The following is a 17,894-nucleotide window of genomic DNA, read 5'->3' as shown; positions in this document are numbered from 1 at the left end:
GTGAGCGACGAGAACAAGAGCAAACCGCGCGACGCTGCGGTCGAAAAGGAAATGGCAGGCGTGCCGGAGGAAATGCGCGACGATAGCCGGGAAGAAGAGGGCAGCGAAGAAGCGCTCGAGGATGCGCTGGCGGCTCTGCGCGGCGATCTGGAGGCGGCCAAGCAGGACGTGCTCTACGCCAAGGCGGAAGCGCAGAACGTGCGTCGCCGCGCCGAAAAGGATGTGCAGGACGCGCGCAATTACGCGGCCACCGGCTTCGCCCGCGACATCTTGAGCGTGGCCGACAATCTCGGCCGCGCGGTCGATTCGGTCCCCGCCGATATGCGCGAGGACGAAAAGATGAAGGGCTTCATCGCGGGGATCGAAGCGACCCAGCGCGAGCTCGAGAAGGTGTTCGGCCAGAACGGCATCACCCGCATCGCCGCCAAGGGCCTGCCGCTCGATCCCAACCAGCACCAGGCGATGATGGAAGTGCCCACCGACGAGCACGAACCCGGCACCATCGTGCAGGAAATGCAGCCCGGATACATGATAAAGGATCGCCTGCTGCGCCCCGCGATGGTGGCCGTGGCCAAGAAGCCGGTCTGACCGCCGAGTGGCGCTCACGGCAAATCTGATCGGCGACCGGCAGACCTTCGTCACCCACCTCGAATGCTCGCTGACCGGCGAGCGCTACGAGGCGGACCGGCTTCACGGGCTTTCGCAGGCGGGTCGTCCGCTGCTCGTGCGCTACGATATCGAAGCGCTGGGCAAGGCGCTGCCCCGCGATGTGCTCGAAGGCCGGCCGACCGATCTGTGGAGCTGGCGCGAATTGCTCCCGGTGCGCCATACCGGCAGCATAGTCAGTCTGGGCGAGATCGAAACACCGCTGGTGCCGATCCCCGCGTCCGGCGGCGCGAATGTGCTGGTCAAGGACGAGGGGCGGCTGCCCACCGGCAGCTTCAAGGCGCGCGGGCTGGTGATGGCCGTGGCTATGGCGAAGGAGCTGGGCGTCACCAGGATAGCCATGCCGACCAATGGCAATGCCGGCGCCGCGCTGGCCGCCTACGCGACGCGCGCCGGGATCGAGACGGTGGTGTTGTGTCCCGACGATACGCCCGAGATCAACGTCCGCGAAATCGCCGCACAAGGGGCGCGGGTCCACCGCGTCAACGGCTTGATCGACGAATGCGGCGCGATTGTGGGGAAGGGCGCGGCCGAAGGGCTGTGGTTCGATTTTTCCACGCTCAAGGAGCCCTATCGGATCGAAGGCAAGAAAACGATGGGCCTGGAACTCGCCGCGCAGCTCGGCTGGCGGCTGCCCAAGGCGATCTTCTACCCCACCGGTGGCGGCACCGGGCTGATCGGCATGTGGAAGGCGTTCGACGAGCTGGAACAACTCGGCTGGATCGGCTCCGAGCGACCCAAGATGTTCGCGGTGCAGGCAAGCGGCTGCGCCCCGATCGTGCGCGCCTTTGAGGCAGGTGAGGAACACGCCGAACGCTGGGAGAATGCCCACACGGTCGCCGCCGGGATCCGCGTCCCCAAGGCCGTCGGCGATTTCCTGATCCTGCGCGCGGTTCGCGAAAGCGGAGGTCGGGCGATTGCGGTAGAGGAAGAGGCGCTGCAGCGTGCCACCGCCGAGAGCGCGTTGCAGGATGGGGTGCTGCTGTGTCCCGAAGGCGGCGCGACGCTGGCAGCCTGGCGCGAAGCCGTGGCGCAGGGCTGGGTCGAAGCCGGAGAAAAGGCGGTGCTGTTCAATTGCGCGACTGGGCTGAAGTATCCCTTGCCCGACCGCTCCGCCACGTTGGACAAGGATAATCTACCCGATTTGGCGCGATTATAGGGCTCTTCGCAGCTCCTACGGAACCCACCAGCGCTCCGTCCGTAACCTAACCATCAGGGTTCCAACGGAGAGAACAACCATGAAGACCAAACTGCTGCTCGTCCCCGCGCTCGCCATGTCGACGATGAGCCTTGGCGCCTGCGCCGAGAACTACGCCGCCGAAGGTGCCGGGATCGGCGCCGCTGCCGGTGCCGGACTGGCTGCGCTCACCGGCGGCGATATCGTCCGCTACGCCCTCGCTGGCGGAGCAGCCGGTGGCCTGGGCGGCTATTTCGTCGACAAGAACGATGGCTGCGACGGCTACGGCGAAGACGGCTATCTCGACGACGATTGCTTCGGCACCCGCGGTTATCCGGTCGATCCGCGCTAGGCCTGCCGTTCGCAAGATGTGAGGGCCTCGTCCGGCATCTGCCGGCCGGGGCCTTCTTGCGTCTGGAAGCCGCAGCCGCAGCTAGCCGGCACCATCGAACCGCACCAGCAGATCATAGGCCGCCGCGTCGGCAACTCCGGCGAGTTTGACGCCGTTGCGCAGCCAGAAGGCGTGCTTGACGATCTCGGCCTGCTGCTCGATCCCGTAGCGCTCGAGGCTCCAGCCCGGCTTGAGGCTGTAGTCGTAGCGCGCCCAGGGCATTCGACGGGTGACCAGGTACCAGTCGCCGCGGGTCTGGGTCTGCCAGACATGGGTCAGCTCATGGACCAGCAGGCCCTGACGGATCACGCTTTCGCGCGCAAAATCGTCGCAATAGCTGCTGCCCTGCGGGTGGAAATGCAAATGCCCGCGCGGCGCCATCGTGACCGCACGGGGTTGAAACGGAAACCATTTGCGCCGCCGCAGCTTCACCGTGCTGCAATCCAGCGCATTGCCGAAGACGGATCGGGCGATGCGAATTTCGCCCGCGGTCAGCCCCCGCTTGCCCCCGGTCGGGCAGGGCGACACGTCGTAACCTGCCGTCAGCGTTCTTCACCAGCCGCCTGGATCGGCACCGCGAAGCTGTGCTTGTCGCCGCCGGCGGCGATCAGCGTGACCTCGGTGGTGCCGCCCGCCGCGAGTTCGGGCAAAAGGTCGAAAGCCATGACATGCTTGCCGCCCGGTTCGAAGCTCACCCGGTCGCCCGGCTGCAGCATCAGCGGCGGCATCTCGCCCATCGTCATCTCGAAATCATATTCCATCATGTCGTGCATGACGGCGCGCTCCGCCCCGGCGACGTCGGCGCTGCGCAGCGCCAGATTGCGTTCGCCGTCATAGGCGATATCGAAATAGACCGCCGCCGGATTGCCGGCCACCGGGGGCAGCATCATCCGCGCATTGGTGATCTCCAGGCCGGCGATCCCTTCTGGCGCGATCTCGCTCGGTGTCTCCGCACTGTCGGAACAGGCGGCGAGCCCGAGCCCGGTTCCGGCGAGCAGCAAGGCGGCGTAAACAGGCTTCAGCATTGGAATTTCCCTCCAGACAATCGTGCATTTTCTAGCCCAGCGCGTCCCTTGTGCCAAGAAAATGCGCACCTATATCCTCGGGGCAACAGAGCTGCCGAAAGGTTCCGCCTGTCATGGGGAACCGACCGAGCGGCGTCCAATCACTAGAAGCAGATGGGGAATCCATGAGCAAAGTTATCGGTATCGACCTCGGCACCACCAATAGCTGCGTGGCGGTTATGGACGGGGGCAAACCCAAGGTCATCGAGAATTCCGAAGGCGCGCGCACCACGCCGTCGATCGTCGCCTTCACCAAGGACGGAGAGCGCCTGATCGGCCAGCCGGCCAAGCGCCAGGCGGTCACCAATCCCGACAACACGTTGTTCGCGATCAAGCGCCTCATAGGGCGTCGCTTCGACGATCCCATGACCAAGAAGGACATGGATCTGGTTCCCTACGACATCGTCAAGGGCAAGAACGGCGATGCCTGGGTCGAAGCCGGCGGCGAGGATTACTCGCCCAGCCAGGTCTCGGCCTTCATTCTTCAGAAGATGAAGGAAACCGCCGAGAGCTATCTCGGCGAAACCGTCGCCCAGGCGGTCATCACCGTCCCCGCCTATTTCAATGACGCCCAGCGCCAGGCCACCAAGGACGCCGGTCAGATCGCCGGTCTCGAAGTGCTGCGCATCATCAACGAGCCGACCGCAGCGGCGCTCGCCTACGGGATGGACAAGGAAGAGGGCAAGACCATCGCGGTCTACGACCTTGGCGGCGGCACCTTCGACGTCTCCGTGCTGGAGATCGGCGACGGCGTCTTCGAAGTGAAGTCGACCAATGGCGACACCTTCCTCGGCGGCGAGGATTTCGACCAGGCGATCGTCGAGTATCTCGCTGACCAGTTCAAGAAGAAGGAGAACATGGATCTCCGGACTGACAAGCTTGCGTTGCAGCGTCTCAAGGAAGCGGCCGAGAAGGCCAAGATCGAGCTCTCGAGCTCGCAGACCACCGAAGTGAACCTGCCCTTCATCACCGCGCGTATGGAAGGCGGTTCGTCCACCCCGCTGCACTTGGTCGAGACGATTAGCCGCGCGGACCTCGAGAAGATGGTCGGCGATCTGATCAAGCGCACGCTCGAGCCTTGCAAGAAGGCGCTCGCCGACGCCGGCGTCGGCAAGGACGAGATCGACGAAGTGATCCTGGTCGGCGGCATGACCCGCATGCCCAAGGTCCGCGAAGTGGTGGAAGATTTCTTCGGCTCCAAGCCGCACACCGGCGTGAACCCCGATGAAGTCGTGGCCATGGGCGCGGCGATCCAGGCGGGCGTGCTGCAGGGCGACGTCAAGGACGTGTTGCTGCTCGACGTGACCCCGCTTTCGCTCGGCATCGAGACGCTGGGCGGCGTGTTCACCCGGATGATCGACCGCAACACCACCATCCCGACCAAGAAGAGCCAGACCTATTCGACCGCCGAGGACAATCAGCAGGCGGTGACGATCAAGGTCTTCCAGGGCGAGCGCGAGATGGCGGCCGACAACAAGCTGCTCGGCAATTTCGACCTAGTCGGCATTCCTTCGGCGCCGCGCGGCGTACCGCAGATCGAGGTCACTTTCGACATCGACGCCAACGGCATCGTCAACGTCAGCGCCAAGGACAAGGGAACCGGCAAGGAGCAGACGATCAAGATCCAGGCATCGGGCGGTCTGTCCGAGAGCGATATCGATCAGATGGTCCAGGATGCGGAGAAATTCGCCGAGGAAGACAAGAAGCGCAAGGAAGCGGCCGAAGCCCGCAACCAGGCCGACAGTCTCGTCCACACCACCGAAAAGCAGCTCGAAGAGCATGGCGACAAGCTCGAGGCCGATCTCAAGAGCGAGGTCGAGGCGAAGATCGCCGAGGTGAAGACCGCGCTCGAAACCGACGATCCCGAGAAGATCAACGCCGCCGCGCAGGAGCTGACGCAGGTTGCCATGAAGATGGGTCAGACTATCTACGAGCAGGAGCAGGCCAGTGCCGCACCCGCCGAGGGTGAAGCCGCCGCCGAAGACTCCGGTTCGGGCGACGAAGACGTCGTCGACGCGGAATTCTCCGAGGTCGACGAAGACAACAACAACAACAACAAGGGCTGATCGCCCGATGAAAAACCCGCCGCCACCGGTGCTCGCCAGCGCCGGTGGCGGCTAGGTATCGGGCGGGAGAATTTATGTCAGCCACCGAAATCGATTTCTACGAATTGCTGGGCGTCTCTCGCGATGCCGACGGCGGGACTATCAAATCCGCCTATCGCAAGCTCGCGATGAAGCACCACCCGGATCGCAATCCGGGCTGCTCCGAAAGCGAAGCCAAGTTCAAGGCGATCAGCGTCGCCTATGATTGCCTGAAAGATCCGCAAAAACGCGCGGCCTATGATCGCTACGGCATGGAAGCCTTCCAGCAGGGCATGGGCGGCGGCGCCGGACAGCAGGGCTTCGGCGATATCGGCGATATCTTCGAGACCATCTTCGGCCAAGCCTTCGGCGGCGGGGCCCAGCGCGGGCCGCGGCGCGGCGCCGATTTGCGCTACGACATGCAGGTCACGCTCGAAGAAGCCTTTCACGGCAAGGAGACGCAAGTCGAGATCGAGGTTTCGAAACATTGCGAGGATTGCCACGGGACCGGCGCCCGGCCCGGAACCCGGGCGCGCGCCTGCAATCTTTGCCAGGGCCATGGCAAGGTCCGCGCCAAACAGGGCTTCTTCGTGGTCGAGCGGCCATGCCCCAATTGCCACGGTCGCGGCGAAGTGATCACCGATCCGTGCCGCAGCTGTCGCGGCGAAGGGCGGATCGATACGCCGCAGACGCTCGATGTCGAAATTCCGCCCGGCGTCGATACCGGCACGCGTATCCGGCTCTCGGGCAAGGGCGAAGCGGGGCCGCAGGGCGCGCCTCCGGGCGATCTCTACATCTTCGTCCATATCGCCCCGCATGCGATCTTCCAGCGCGAGGGCACCACGCTCGCAACGCGCGTGCCGATCAGTTTCACCCAGGCTGCGCTCGGCGGCGAAATCGACATTCCCGACCTCGCCGGCGAAACGGTCACCCTGTCCATTCCGGCGGGAATTCAGTCGGGCAAGCAATTGCGCCAGCGCGGCGCCGGCATGCCGGTGCTGCAGGGGCGCGGTCGCGGCGATCTGGTGGTGGAAATCGCGGTCGAGACGCCGACCAAGCTCACCAAGGAGCAACGCTCGTTGCTCGAGCAGTTCCGCGAGACCGAAACCGGCGACGAATGCCCCGAAAGCCGCGGCTTCTTCGAAAAGCTCAAGACCGTCTTGGGCGCCTAGCCGCGGCTATTCTGGCCGCCGCTATTCTGGCCGCCGCTATTCTGACCGCCGCTATTCTGGCAGGCGCTCCTCGACCTCGGCGCGGAGCGAGCGGATCAGTCCGGACGAACAGCGGTCCGCCGCCTCTTCCTCGTCGAGGATGGCGAGGAAGGCGGCGCGCTTGAAGCTGCGGTTGTCCTCCTCGGCGAGACTGTCTTCGAGCGTCGAGCCGAGCAGGTCTACCATCCGCTCGGCCCCATGGAGCCGACCCCAAAGATAATCGTTCTCGCGATAGGCGCGGCTGAAGAAGGCGCCGAAATTGTAGAATTCGGTGCCGCGCAGGGTCGCCCTGGTACCGCCTTCGCGGATGCTGCGGGCATCCTCGGGCGAAATCCTGTCGACCTTGGCGGGATCGAATTCGGTCAGCCCCTCGTCGCGCAGCAGCGCCAGGGTGGCGACATCGTAATAGGGGAAACCCAGATAGGTCAGCAGCATCCGCCGCTTCAGGTCCTTGGGCATCAGCGTCAGCGCCTCGGCGAGCAGCAGTTCTGCCTGATCGTCGACCTGCGGGAGCAGGCGGCGATTCTCCAGATGGTCGAGTACCGCGCCCGGATCCAGCAGCACGTTCTCCGCCAGCTTCTCGAAGTCCGGCCCCAGCGCCGTCAGCCCTTCGCGATCGAAATAGAGCGCGAGAATCGCGTATAGCGAGTCGCGGGCGGTCTCCAGCGCCGCATCAGGAATATCGGGATCGGCTTCCCAGTCGCGCGCCAGCCGCCGCGCCAGCAGCCGTAGCCGGCGGATGCGGAAGCCCAGATCATGCGAACGAAAGAACGCGATCGCCCCCTCGTGCGCGCCGCCCCCCGGCGCCGAGAGGCTCTCGAGCCCGCGGCGCGCCAGTTCCTCGCGAAACACCGCTTCGATGGCTTGTGCATCGGGCAGGCCCAATTGCGGCGCGGCCTGCAGCGTCAGCTTGGCGAGCCGCGCGACGATCCCCGAAACCTTGGCTTGGGCGTAAGACTGGAAGGCGTAGCCCGCCTGCTCGGCCGCCGCAGTCTGCGCGCGCTGGCGCCAATTGCTCAACCGGCGCGCGGTCGGCTTGTCGAGAAATAGCGTCCGCCCGAACAATTGCTCGACCGCGCCTTCGACATCGGGGCGCAAGCGCGCCACGATCCGCCGCAGCCGCAGCGCCTCGCGGCTCTGCTCCTCGAGCGCTTCGAGATTGTCGCGGATCGGCTGTTCGCGCGGGATCGTGGAGAGCGAGCCGAAAATGGCCGAGAAGAAGCCGACCGGTTTCTTCTCCAGCTCGCGCAGCGCGCTCGAGCGGTCGGGGCGGGGATCGACATAGACGAAGCGGCGGTCGACCTCGCGCTGTGCCGGGCGCCCCCTCAGCGCCGCGATCGCGCCTTCGAAGGGCTTGTTGACCAGCACCGAGCCGTCGATGAGCGCGACCTCATCGAGCGTGTTCTCGCGCAGGTGGACCGGCATGATTCGTTCGAAAAAATGGCGCCGGCCGGGCCAGTTGCGCCCGGTCCTTTCCGCCAGCGCATCGATCTCAGCCACCTGCAGCGGGGGGAAAGCGCCAGGGAAGCTCGCGGTCGCCCGCGCGGCGAACACGAGCTCGACTGGATCGGCGAAGTCCCGCCCGCCCGCAGCGGGCGTCCGGCTGCGAAAATCGATCGGCATCCGATGCTCGCTTTCCTCCACCACCGGCGGACTGTTGAGCCGCAGCAGCGACAGATGGCCGTGGAAATCGGTTGCCGTGACGAACAGGTCGAGCGGGTGCCGCGGCGGCAGCAGCGGCGCTTCGGGGGCGGTCCGTTCCATCGCCGCGAAAGCGCGTTCGAGCAAAGCGGAAAAGCCCGCACCGCTGAACGGCGGTTCGAACCAGCGCCCGCGGATGAAGCGCGAAACCTTGCGCCGCACCTCGTCCCGGGTTTCGGGCGCCACGCTCTCGCTGACCAGATTGCCGGGCCGGGTGAGCACCCAACGCACCAGCGGCTCAGACCAGAATTTGGCGAAGCGCCACATCGGGCGGGCGTCGGGATCGACCAATTCGTCGACATCGGCCATGTCGAGCCAGAGATCGGTCAGGGGGTCGAGCGAATAACCCGAATGGACGGCTTGCGCGAGGAACACCGCGTTGATCCCGCCCGCGCTCGCCCCGGTGAGGATGTCGGGCAGCACGCGCAGCCGCAACTGCCGCTCGCGTTCGATGTGGTCGATCAAATCGCGATAGACCCCCGCCACTCCGCCGGGCTTCTCGTCGCCGTCGTGATAGGCCCGACTGGCGCGCGCAAGATGCCACACTTCCTTGGTGACCCCGTGCATGTAGACCGCCAGGCTGACCCCGCCATAGCAGACCAGCGCAATCCTGAGTTCTTTTTGCCGCATCGCGGCGACAGTGGCGCAGCCGCGCCGCGAAGGCAATTGCGTTCCTGAAACGTTCCGGTTATCGCGCCGTCATGGCCAAACCCAAACGCCGCTATGTCTGCCAGGCCTGTGGCAGCCTCTCACACCGCTGGCAGGGGCAATGCCCCGATTGCGCGGAATGGAACACGCTGGTGGAGGACGCACCCGCGACCGTGTTCGCGCAGAAACACGATCTGTCGAGCGGCGGGCGGGGAATCGAATTCGTCTCGCTCGACAAGCCCGGCGCGCTGCCGGTGCGCCAGACCACCGGGCTCGCCGAATTCGATCGCGCGCTGGGCGGCGGGCTGGTGCCCGGCTCGGCGATATTGATGGGCGGCGATCCGGGGATCGGCAAATCGACGCTGCTGCTCCAGGCGGCGGCGGCGATCGCGCGCACGGGCAAGGCATGCGTCTATGTCAGCGGCGAGGAAGCCACCGGGCAGGTACGGATGCGCGCCGGAAGGCTTGGGCTGGCCGATGCCCCCGTGCGCCTCGCCGCCGCCACCAGCGTGCGCGATATCCTGACCACTCTTGGGCAGGGCGATCCGCCCGCAATGCTGGTGATCGATTCGATCCAGACGATGCACTCCGACACCATCGAGGGCGCTCCGGGAACGGTCAGCCAGGTGCGCGGCTGCGCGTTCGAGCTCATCCGCTACGCCAAGGAAAACGGGGTCGCGCTGGTGCTGGTCGGTCATGTCACCAAGGATGGTTCGATCGCCGGGCCGCGGGTGCTCGAACACATGGTCGATGTGGTGATGAGTTTCGAGGGCGAGCGCAGCCATCAGTACCGCATCCTGCGCGCGCTCAAGAACCGCTTCGGCGCGGTCGACGAGATCGGGGTGTTCTCGATGGCGGGCGAGGGGCTGGAAGAGGTCGCCAATCCTTCGTTGCTGTTTCTTTCCGGGCGTCAGGAACAGCTTGCCGGGAGCGCGGTGTTCCCGGCGATGGAGGGCACCCGCCCGGTATTGGTCGAGATCCAGGCGCTGATCGTCCGGCTGCAATCGGGTGCCACCCCGCGCCGCGCGGTGGTGGGTTGGGACAATGGCCGGATGGCGATGCTGCTCGCGGTACTCGAGGCGCGCTGCGGGCTCAATTTCAGCTCGGCGGAAGTTTATCTCAACGTCGCCGGAGGATATCGCCTGTCCGATCCCGCCGCCGATCTGGCGGTCGCCGCGGCGCTGGTCAGCGCGCTCGCCGACAAGCCGCTGCCCGCACGCAGCGTCTGGCTGGGCGAGGTTTCGCTCGCGGGCGAGATCCGCCCGGTCGCGCATGCGCCGCTGCGGCTGCGCGAGGCGGCGAAGCTGGGTTTCGAGCGCGGATTCGGGCCGCGCGACGTCGATCATGCTGCCGCCAAGCTGGAATATCGCGAGGTCGGCCAGTTGCCCATTCTCGTCGATCGCGTCATGGGAGGTAGCTAGTTCTGGCGGGTTGGAAGTGTGAATGACGGGTTTCGATTGGATAGTTCTGGGAATCGTCGGCCTGGCCGCCGCCGGCGGGTTTATGCGCGGTTTCGTGCAGGAGGTGTTCTCGCTCGTCGCCTGGACACTCGCGGTTCTGGCCATCCGCTTCCTGCACAAGCCGTTGACCGCGGCGCTTGCCGATTACGCCGGGCCCGACATCAGCACGGCGGTGCTCGCCTTCGCCCTGCTGTTGCTCATTCCCTATGCCGCGATGAAAGTGATCGCCAGCAATGTCAGCGGGGTCTCGCGCGGCGCGGTGCTGGGGCCGATCGATCGCGTGCTCGGCTTCGGCTTCGGCGCGCTCAAGGGGGCGGTGATCGTGGTGATCGCCTTTTCGCTGCTGGTGCTCGGCTACGACAGCGTCTGGGGCTTCAAGGGTCGGCCCGACTGGATTTCCGGCGCCCGCTCGTATGATTTCGTCGATGCCAGCTCGCGCAGCATGGTTGAAATGGTCGCCGAGCGCCGGGCGCAATTGCGCGACGAACGCGAGGCGGCAGAAGCGGCCGGCGGCGCGGAATGAGGACCAGCAGCACCGCCGTGCTCTATTCGCCCGCGCTGCTCGGCCTCGCGGTAGATCTGGCCGATTACCCGCTGACCGACCGCTTGACGCTGCACGGCGAAGCGCGTTCGCGCAGCTGCGGCAGCACGCTTGCGCTGGGCTGCACCGCCGATGAGGACGGCGCCATCGCCGAGATCGGAATGCGGGTCAGCGCCTGCGCGGTGGGGCAGGCGGCGGCGGCGATCTTCGTGCGCCAGGCGCATGGCCGCGATGCCGCGTCGCTGAAGCGCAGCCTCGCCGGAGTGGACGGCTGGCTGGCCGGCTGTGGCGATCGCCCGGCCTGGCCCGGGCTCGAGGCGCTCGATCCTGCGCTGCCGCACGCCGGGCGCCACGAGGCGATCCGGTTGCCGTGGAGAGCCGCGCTGGCCGCGCTTTCCAACCTTCCGGCTGCGCGCTAGACCCCGCGCCAAGCACGCGGCAACAGCGCGGCAGAAGGGGAGGGGACGCCACCATGACCACCAGCACGAGCGCGAACGAGACCGCTGTGGCACAAGCGTCGCGCGAGCCCAGCGAGAAGGAAATTCGCCTGGTGATCGCCGCCAGCTCGGCAGGGACGATCTTCGAATGGTACGACTTCTTCATCTACGGCACGCTGGCCGGACTGATCGGCGCGGCCTTCTTCCCCAGCGACAATGAGACGCTGCAGATCCTGCTAGTCTGGGCCGGCTTTGCGGTTGGGTTCGGATTTCGCCCGCTCGGCGCGATCCTGTTCGGCTTCCTGGGCGACCGGCTGGGGCGCAAATACACCTTTCTGGTGACCGTCACGCTGATGGGCGTGGCGACCGCGGGGGTCGGGATGATCCCCACCGCCGCGAGCATCGGGATCGCCGCTCCGATCATCGTCATCGGCCTGCGTATTCTTCAGGGGCTGGCGCTGGGCGGCGAATATGGCGGCGCGGCGATCTATGTCGCCGAGCATGCGCCGCCCGAAAAGCGGGGTTTCTACACCGGCTTCATCCAGGCCAGCGTGGTCGGCGGCTTCGTGCTCTCGATCGCGGTGGTGATCGCTTGCCGTGCGGTATTCAACGAGGCGGAATTCGCCGCCTGGGGCTGGCGGGTGCCCTTCCTGCTGTCGCTGATCCTGCTCGCAATCTCGCTGTGGATGCGGCTCAAGCTGTCCGAAAGCCCGGTGTTCCAGGCGATGAAGGCGGCGGGCGAGACCGCGGGCAATCCCTTCGTCGAGAGCTTCACCTATCCGCGCAACAAGCGCCGGCTGGTGATCGCCTTCGCGGTGACGGGGATTCTCACTACCATCTGGTACACCGCCTTTTTCTCGGGGCTGTCCTTCCTGCGCGGACCGATGCGGCTCGAAGAGAGCGCGGTCGAATGGATGCTGCTGGTCGCCGGCCTGATATCGATGAGCTTCTATGTGATCATCGGGCGCTGGTCGGACCGGATCGGTCGCCGCCGCCCGATTGTCATCGGCGCCTTGCTGAGCCTCGTACTGCTGTTCCCGATCTTCTGGGGGATGGGCAGCCTCGCCAATCCGGGGCTCGCCGAGGCCGCCCGCGACAACCCGGTGGTGGTCGCGGGGAGCGAGTGCTCTACCGATCCCTTCACCGAACTGTTCGACCGCGAACAGACCCGCTGCGGCAAGCTGCTCGAGACGCTGACCGCCAGCGGCGTTCCCTACAGCGTCGAACCCGCGCGGATCTTGTCGCTGACGGTCGGCGACGAGACAATCTCGCTGCAGGAGGTGTGGTTCGCCGACGGCATGGCGCGGCGCGACGGGCTCCTGGCCGCGCTGACCGCCCAGGGCTTCGACTTCGAGCGCAAGGCACCGCCGCCGGCAAACATCCTCGGCATCGTCGCGCTGCTGCTGGTGCTGGGGCTGCTCTCGGCGCTGACCTACGGCTCGGTCGCGGCGCTGCTCGCCGAACTGTTCCCGCCGCGGATCCGCTACAGCTCGATGTCGATCCCCTATCACATCGCCGCCGGCTATCTCGGGGGTTTCCTGCCGCTGATCTCGGGGATCATTGTCGCGCGCTCGGGCGATGTCTATGCGGGGCTGTGGTACACTTGGGTGGTGGTCGCGCTGGGGCTCGCGGTAGTGTGGTGGGGACTGCCCGGCGGCCCGCCGCGCGATTTCTCCGACGAGATCGCCAGCGATGGCTGAAGCGCCTCCGGCCACCCTGCGGCTCGTACTCGACGAGGCCGCGCTGGCCACCAATTGGCGCACGCTCGACGCGATGTCGGGAACGGCGCTCACCGGAGCGGCAGTAAAGGCCGATTGCTACGGGCTGGGGGTCGCGCGCTGTCTGCCGGTGCTGCTCGATGCGGGATGCCGGAACTTCTTCGTCGCGCACTGGTCCGAGGTCGAGGCGGTGCTGGCGCATGTCCCGGCCGCGCAGCTCTCGGTGCTGCACGGTGTGCTGAACCCTGCCCAGGCGGCCTATGCCCGCGCCACCGGGGTGCGGCCGGTGATCGACAGTCTCCAGCAGGCCCAAGTGTGGACCGAAACGGGGGGAGGGCGCTGCGACCTGATGATCGACAGCGGGATCAACCGGCTTGGGATCGGCCCTGCCGAGGTCGCCGATCCACTGATCCAGCGGCTCGAGGTCGAAGTTCTGATGTCGCATCTCGCCTGCGCCGACGAGGACAGCGCGATGAACACGCGACAGCTCGAGACTTTCCGCGCCGTCGTTCCGCAGGTAGCCCATCGCCAGACGAGCCTCGCCAACAGCGCCGGGATCGCGCTTGGCCCGGACTACCATTGCGACCTCACCCGCCCCGGTCTAGCGCTATACGGCGGCGTCCCGCGTCCCGAATTCAACGACCGCATCCGGCAGGTCGGATGGCCCGAAGCCGCCTTGCTGCAGGTCCGCAATGTTCCTGCAGGGGCTACGGTGGGATATAACGCGACCTTCACCGCGCCTGGACCGATGCGTGTGGGGGTGGTCTCGCTCGGCTATGCGGACGGCATCCTGCGCAGCTGGGCGGGGGCGCACTTCGCAAGCGGTGAACGACGGCTCTCGATCCTGGGCAGGGTGTCTATGGACATGATCGTGATCGATCTCGCTCAAGCTCCCGACTTGCGCGAAGGCGACTGGGTTTCGCTGCCCTATCATCTCCCCGATGCTGCGCGGCAAACCGCTCTTTCGCAATATGAATTGCTGACGGTGCTGGGCAGACGCTTCCGCTGACCGGGCGCTGGTTTCGCCCCTTGTTGCGCTGCACATTGTGCAGGTGCTAATGCAGCATGGACCCGGAAAATGGGGCAGAGAGAGGATCGATCCAAATGGCCAAGCGCGCGCGCGAGGGCGAGCCCATCGTCATCAAGAAATACGCCAACAGGCGGCTCTACAACACCGACACCTCGAGTTACATCACGCTCGACGATCTGGCGAAGATGACTCGCGAGAATGTCGATTTCTCGGTGATCGATGCCAAGAGCGGCGACGACATCACCCACACCATCCTGACCCAGATCATCGTCGAGCAGGAAAGCACCGGCGAACAGATGCTCCCGGTCAGCTTCCTGCGCGATCTGATCTCGATGTATGGCAATTCCATGCAAGGCATGATGCCCAGCTATCTCGAAGCCAGCATGGCCAGCTTCCGCAAGAATCGCGAGCAATTGCAGGAGGCGTTTCAGAAAGGCGTCGAGGCCAACCCGATGGCCCGCATGGTGGAGACCAATCTGAAGCTGATGCAGAACGCGGCCGAGGTTTTCATGCCTGGCAACAAGCCGTCCTCACGCCAGCCCCCCGCCGCCAAGCCTGCCGCCGAGCCTGTCTCCAGAGACGAGCTGGCGCAGATGCGCGAGCAGATGGCGGCAATGCAGAAGAAGCTCGACGAGCTCGACGGCTGACCGCGCCTTTCTCCGCATCCTGCGCAAAACCCGGCTCGACTAGCCTCGACGGCTGCGGCTAGGGGCTGCGGCGACAACCCTTCAATGAACGAGATTGCTTGATGGCCGAGATTCGCCACGCCCTGACCGCCCGCCGCGCCGAGGATTTCGCCGCCTGGTATCAGGAAGTCATCGCCGCCGCCGACATGGCCGAGGAATCGGGGGTGCGCGGCTGCATGGTGATCAAGCCCTGGGGGTTCGGCATCTGGGAGCGGATGCAGCGCCTGCTCGACGACCGGATCAAGGCGACCGGTCACGAAAACGTCTATTTCCCGCTGTTCATCCCGCTCGCCAATTTCGAGCGCGAGGCCGAGCATGTCGAAGGCTTCGCGAAAGAAATGGCGGTGGTCACGCATCACCGGCTGATCGCCGGCAAGGACGGCGGGCTGGTCCCCGATCCCGAGGCCAAGCTGGAAGAGCCGCTGGTGGTCCGCCCGACCTCGGAAACGATCTTCGGCGATGCCATGGCGCGCTGGATCCGCAGCTGGCGCGACCTGCCCTTGAAGCTCAACCAATGGGCCAATGTCGTGCGCTGGGAAATGCGCACCCGGATGTTCCTGCGCACCAGCGAGTTCCTCTGGCAGGAAGGCCACACCGCGCATGCCGACGCCGCCGAGGCGAAGGAGCACACGCTGCGGATGCTCGAGGTCTATCGCGCCTTCGCCGAGGAGGATCTTTCGCTACCGGTGATCGCGGGTGAGAAGCCCGAGAACGAGCGCTTCCCGGGCGCGGTCGAGACCTGGTCGATCGAGGCGATGATGCAGGACGGCAAGGCGCTCCAGGCCGGGACCAGCCATTATCTCGGCGAGAATTTCTCGCGCTCCAGCGGCATCCAGTTCCAGGACAAGGAGGGCGGCCAGACCTATTGCCACACCACCAGCTGGGGCGTGTCCACCCGCATGGTCGGCGCGGTGATCATGACCCATGGCGACGACGACGGGCTGCGGGTCCCGCCGCAGATCGCGCCGTGGCAGGTGGTGATCCTGCCGATGCTGCGCGACAAGCCCGAGGACGAGGCGCTGCTCGCCTATTGCGAGGAATTGCGCGGCATGCTTGTCGGCCGGAGCGCGTTCGGCGAGAAGCTGCGCGTGCTGCTCGACACCAAGCCGGGCAAGGCCGCGGCCAAGCGCTGGGACTGGGTGCGCAAGGGCGCGCCGGTGATCGTCGAAGTCGGCGGGCGCGACATGGAGCAGGGCGTGGTCTCGCTGCTGCGCCGCGACGGTTTGTGGGATGCGAGCACCGGCAAGCCCGCTTTCCAAAACCCGTCGCGTGAAGGCCTCGGCGAGGCGCTCCCCGCGATGCTGGACGAAATCCACAGCGGGCTGCTCGCCCAAGCACAAAAGCGGCGCGAGGCCAACATCATTCGCGACGTCACCGAGATGGCGGCGGTCGAGGCGCATTTCGCCGAGGACCAGCGTTATCCCGGCTGGCTCGAGGTGCAATGGAGCAAGCCCACCGGGGCGGCGCTCGATGCGGTGGTCGAGCGCTTGAAGGCGCTCAAGCTGACCGTCCGCAACGTGCCCGTCGATGCGGCGCCCGCCGATGGCGCCTGCATCTTTACCGGCGAGCCCGCAGTCGAGCGGGTGCTGCTGGCGCGCGCCTATTGAGCCTATCCGTCGCCCCGGATCAGGTCCGGGGCGACGATCGGGCGTCCGAGACGCACGACGCCGAGAAGCGGACGAAACACTTGTATCTGCGAGCGAAACCGGCGAGCGTGTGCGGATGAAAAAGATCCTCCTGCCTCTGGCCGCCGTCGCCCTCGCCACACCGCTTGCCGCCCAATCCGAGCCGGCGGAGCAAGTCTCCGCCGATCGCCTGCGGGCCGATGTGGAGAAGCTCGTCTCTTTCGGCACCCGCCATACCCTGTCCAGCCAGACCGATCCGCAGCGCGGCATCGGTGCTGCGGTGGATTGGGGCGCCGCTGAATTCGGGCGCGTATCGGCCGATTGCGGCAATTGCCTCGAAGTGGTGCTGCCCGAGCGGATGATCGAGGGCAGCCGTGTGCCGACGCCCACGCGGCTGCGCAATGCCGTCGCCATCCAGCGCGGCAGCGAGCGCCCCGACGAGGTCGTGGTCGTCCAGGCGCATATCGACAGCCGCGTGTCGGATGTCTCCGATTTCACCAGCGACGCGCCCGGCGCCAATGACGACGCCTCGGGCACCGCGCTGGTGATCGAGGCTGCGCGGGTGCTGTCGAAAGAGAGCCATCCGACCACGATCGTCTATGCGCTGCTCTCGGGCGAGGAGCAGGGGCTCTACGGCGGCAGGCTGCTGGCCGACTGGCTCGGCAAGCAGGGTTATACGGTCAAGGCGGTGCTCAACAACGACGTCGTCGGCAACAGCTGCGGCAGCGACGGCTATTGCGATCCCGACAACGTGCGGGTCTTCTCTGAAGGACCGCGCGCCGATCTCACCGATGCCTTGCGCGCCTCGCAACGCCGCGAAGGCGGCGAGAACGATTCTCCCAGCCGCAATCTCTCGCGCTGGATCGACGATCTCGCGGCGCAGAACGAGTCGGGGCTCGATGTCCGCCAGATCTGGCGGGTCGATCGCATGGGCCGGGGCGGGGACCAGATCCCCTTCCTCGAAGCCGGATATCCCGCGGTGCGTTTCAGCGTCGCGGTGGAGGATTACGACCACCAGCACCAGGACCTGCGCACCGAAGGCGGTACCGTCTACGGCGATACGGTGGACGAGATGGATTTCGGTTATCTCGCCAAGGTGACGCAGCTCAACGTCCGCGCGCTCGAAACGCTGGCCTCCGTGCCGATGCCGCCGGCCCCCACCGCGCAGGCTGCGGTTCGCACCTCGACGCTGATCGAATGGCAGCCGGTTCCCGGCGCGGCCAGCTACGAAGTCTATCGCCGCCGCACCGACCAGCCCACTTGGGAAGCCGAGCCGCTGGTGGTCGTGCCCGGTGCCGAAGACCTCCGCGTCGATCTGACTGCAGTGCGCGGCGACGACTGGTTCTTCGGGGTCAATGCCTGTTCCGCGCAAGGCGCCTGCAGCCCGGTGGCAAGCGCAGTCCCGGCGGGGCATTTCGCGCCGTTAGCTGCCGAAGAGGATGACAGCGACTAGGC

General features: G+C 66.2%; 16 protein-coding genes. 13 read left to right on the top strand and 3 right to left on the bottom strand.

Features of this window, described 5'->3' with window-relative positions:
* From grpE to Q9K01_RS06360, 3 genes are all read left to right on the top strand, one after another.
* Positions 1 to 588, top strand: a complete 588-nt coding sequence (gene grpE / locus Q9K01_RS06370; protein WP_305929379.1) for a nucleotide exchange factor GrpE — start codon at positions 1 to 3, stop codon at positions 586 to 588.
* A gap of 7 nt (positions 589 to 595) precedes the next feature.
* Positions 596 to 1,825 (top strand): threonine synthase, encoded by a 1,230-nt coding sequence (locus Q9K01_RS06365; protein ID WP_305929378.1) that lies wholly within the window; start codon positions 596 to 598, stop codon positions 1,823 to 1,825.
* A gap of 79 nt (positions 1,826 to 1,904) precedes the next feature.
* Positions 1,905 to 2,195: a glycine zipper domain-containing protein gene (locus Q9K01_RS06360; RefSeq protein WP_305929377.1), complete on the top strand. Its 291-nt coding sequence runs from the start codon at positions 1,905 to 1,907 to the stop codon at positions 2,193 to 2,195.
* 81 nt (positions 2,196 to 2,276) lie between these two features.
* Here the strand turns inward: Q9K01_RS06360 and Q9K01_RS06355 are convergent, their stop codons facing one another.
* Together Q9K01_RS06355 and Q9K01_RS06350 are read right to left on the bottom strand one after the other, a co-directional pair.
* Positions 2,277 to 2,762, bottom strand: a complete 486-nt coding sequence (locus Q9K01_RS06355) for a vgr related protein (protein ID WP_305929376.1) — start codon at positions 2,760 to 2,762, stop codon at positions 2,277 to 2,279.
* Positions 2,763 to 2,776: 14 nt separating this feature from the next.
* Positions 2,777 to 3,259 (bottom strand): copper chaperone PCu(A)C, encoded by a 483-nt coding sequence (locus tag Q9K01_RS06350; RefSeq protein ID WP_305929375.1) that lies wholly within the window; start codon positions 3,257 to 3,259, stop codon positions 2,777 to 2,779.
* A 164-nt stretch (positions 3,260 to 3,423) separates the two neighbouring features.
* Here Q9K01_RS06350 and dnaK point away from each other — a divergent pair, with 164 nt between their 5' ends.
* Together dnaK and dnaJ are read left to right on the top strand one after the other, a co-directional pair.
* The gene (gene dnaK / locus Q9K01_RS06345; RefSeq protein ID WP_305929374.1) at positions 3,424 to 5,364 is read left to right on the top strand and encodes a molecular chaperone DnaK; all 1,941 of its coding nucleotides are present in this window, start codon (positions 3,424 to 3,426) and stop codon (positions 5,362 to 5,364) included.
* A gap of 74 nt (positions 5,365 to 5,438) precedes the next feature.
* Positions 5,439 to 6,554 carry a molecular chaperone DnaJ gene (dnaJ, locus tag Q9K01_RS06340; protein WP_305929373.1) on the top strand — a complete coding sequence of 372 codons (1,116 nt, stop codon included), beginning with the start codon at positions 5,439 to 5,441 and terminating at the stop codon, positions 6,552 to 6,554.
* Positions 6,555 to 6,605: 51 nt separating this feature from the next.
* Here the strand turns inward: dnaJ and Q9K01_RS06335 are convergent, their stop codons facing one another.
* Positions 6,606 to 8,924, bottom strand: a complete 2,319-nt coding sequence (locus Q9K01_RS06335; protein ID WP_305929372.1) for a patatin-like protein — start codon at positions 8,922 to 8,924, stop codon at positions 6,606 to 6,608.
* Between the two features lie 71 nt (positions 8,925 to 8,995).
* Here Q9K01_RS06335 and radA point away from each other — a divergent pair, with 71 nt between their 5' ends.
* From radA to Q9K01_RS06295, 8 genes are all read left to right on the top strand, one after another.
* A complete protein-coding gene (radA, locus tag Q9K01_RS06330; RefSeq protein WP_305929371.1) occupies positions 8,996 to 10,363 on the top strand; it encodes a DNA repair protein RadA in 1,368 nt (455 codons plus the stop codon).
* A gap of 22 nt (positions 10,364 to 10,385) precedes the next feature.
* Positions 10,386 to 10,925, top strand: a complete 540-nt coding sequence (locus Q9K01_RS06325; RefSeq protein ID WP_305929370.1) for a CvpA family protein — start codon at positions 10,386 to 10,388, stop codon at positions 10,923 to 10,925.
* Complete coding sequence (locus Q9K01_RS06320) at positions 10,922 to 11,362, top strand: iron-sulfur cluster assembly scaffold protein (RefSeq protein ID WP_305929369.1); 441 nt, start codon at positions 10,922 to 10,924, stop codon at positions 11,360 to 11,362. The genes Q9K01_RS06325 and Q9K01_RS06320 overlap by 4 nt, the downstream gene beginning before the upstream one ends.
* A gap of 53 nt (positions 11,363 to 11,415) precedes the next feature.
* Positions 11,416 to 13,080 carry an MFS transporter gene (locus Q9K01_RS06315; RefSeq protein WP_305929368.1) on the top strand — a complete coding sequence of 555 codons (1,665 nt, stop codon included), beginning with the start codon at positions 11,416 to 11,418 and terminating at the stop codon, positions 13,078 to 13,080.
* The gene (locus tag Q9K01_RS06310; protein ID WP_305929367.1) at positions 13,073 to 14,107 is read left to right on the top strand and encodes an alanine racemase; all 1,035 of its coding nucleotides are present in this window, start codon (positions 13,073 to 13,075) and stop codon (positions 14,105 to 14,107) included. Before Q9K01_RS06315 ends, Q9K01_RS06310 begins: the two co-directional genes overlap by 8 nt.
* 95 nt (positions 14,108 to 14,202) lie before the next feature.
* On the top strand, positions 14,203 to 14,775 hold the full coding sequence (phaR, locus tag Q9K01_RS06305; RefSeq protein ID WP_305929366.1) for a polyhydroxyalkanoate synthesis repressor PhaR: 573 nt from the start codon (positions 14,203 to 14,205) through the stop codon (positions 14,773 to 14,775).
* A 101-nt stretch (positions 14,776 to 14,876) separates the two neighbouring features.
* Positions 14,877 to 16,421 (top strand): proline--tRNA ligase, encoded by a 1,545-nt coding sequence (proS, locus tag Q9K01_RS06300; RefSeq protein ID WP_305929365.1) that lies wholly within the window; start codon positions 14,877 to 14,879, stop codon positions 16,419 to 16,421.
* Positions 16,422 to 16,536: 115 nt separating this feature from the next.
* Positions 16,537 to 17,892 carry a M28 family peptidase gene (locus tag Q9K01_RS06295; protein ID WP_305929364.1) on the top strand — a complete coding sequence of 452 codons (1,356 nt, stop codon included), beginning with the start codon at positions 16,537 to 16,539 and terminating at the stop codon, positions 17,890 to 17,892.
* The last annotated feature ends 2 nt before the right edge of the window (positions 17,893 to 17,894 follow it).

It is taken from the genome of Qipengyuania benthica, assembly GCF_030717865.1.
In the GTDB taxonomy this organism is placed as follows: Bacteria; Pseudomonadota; Alphaproteobacteria; order Sphingomonadales; family Sphingomonadaceae; genus Qipengyuania; species Qipengyuania benthica.
Note: the sequence above shows the minus strand (reverse complement) of the source record. Positions and strands in the feature narration are given on the sequence as shown.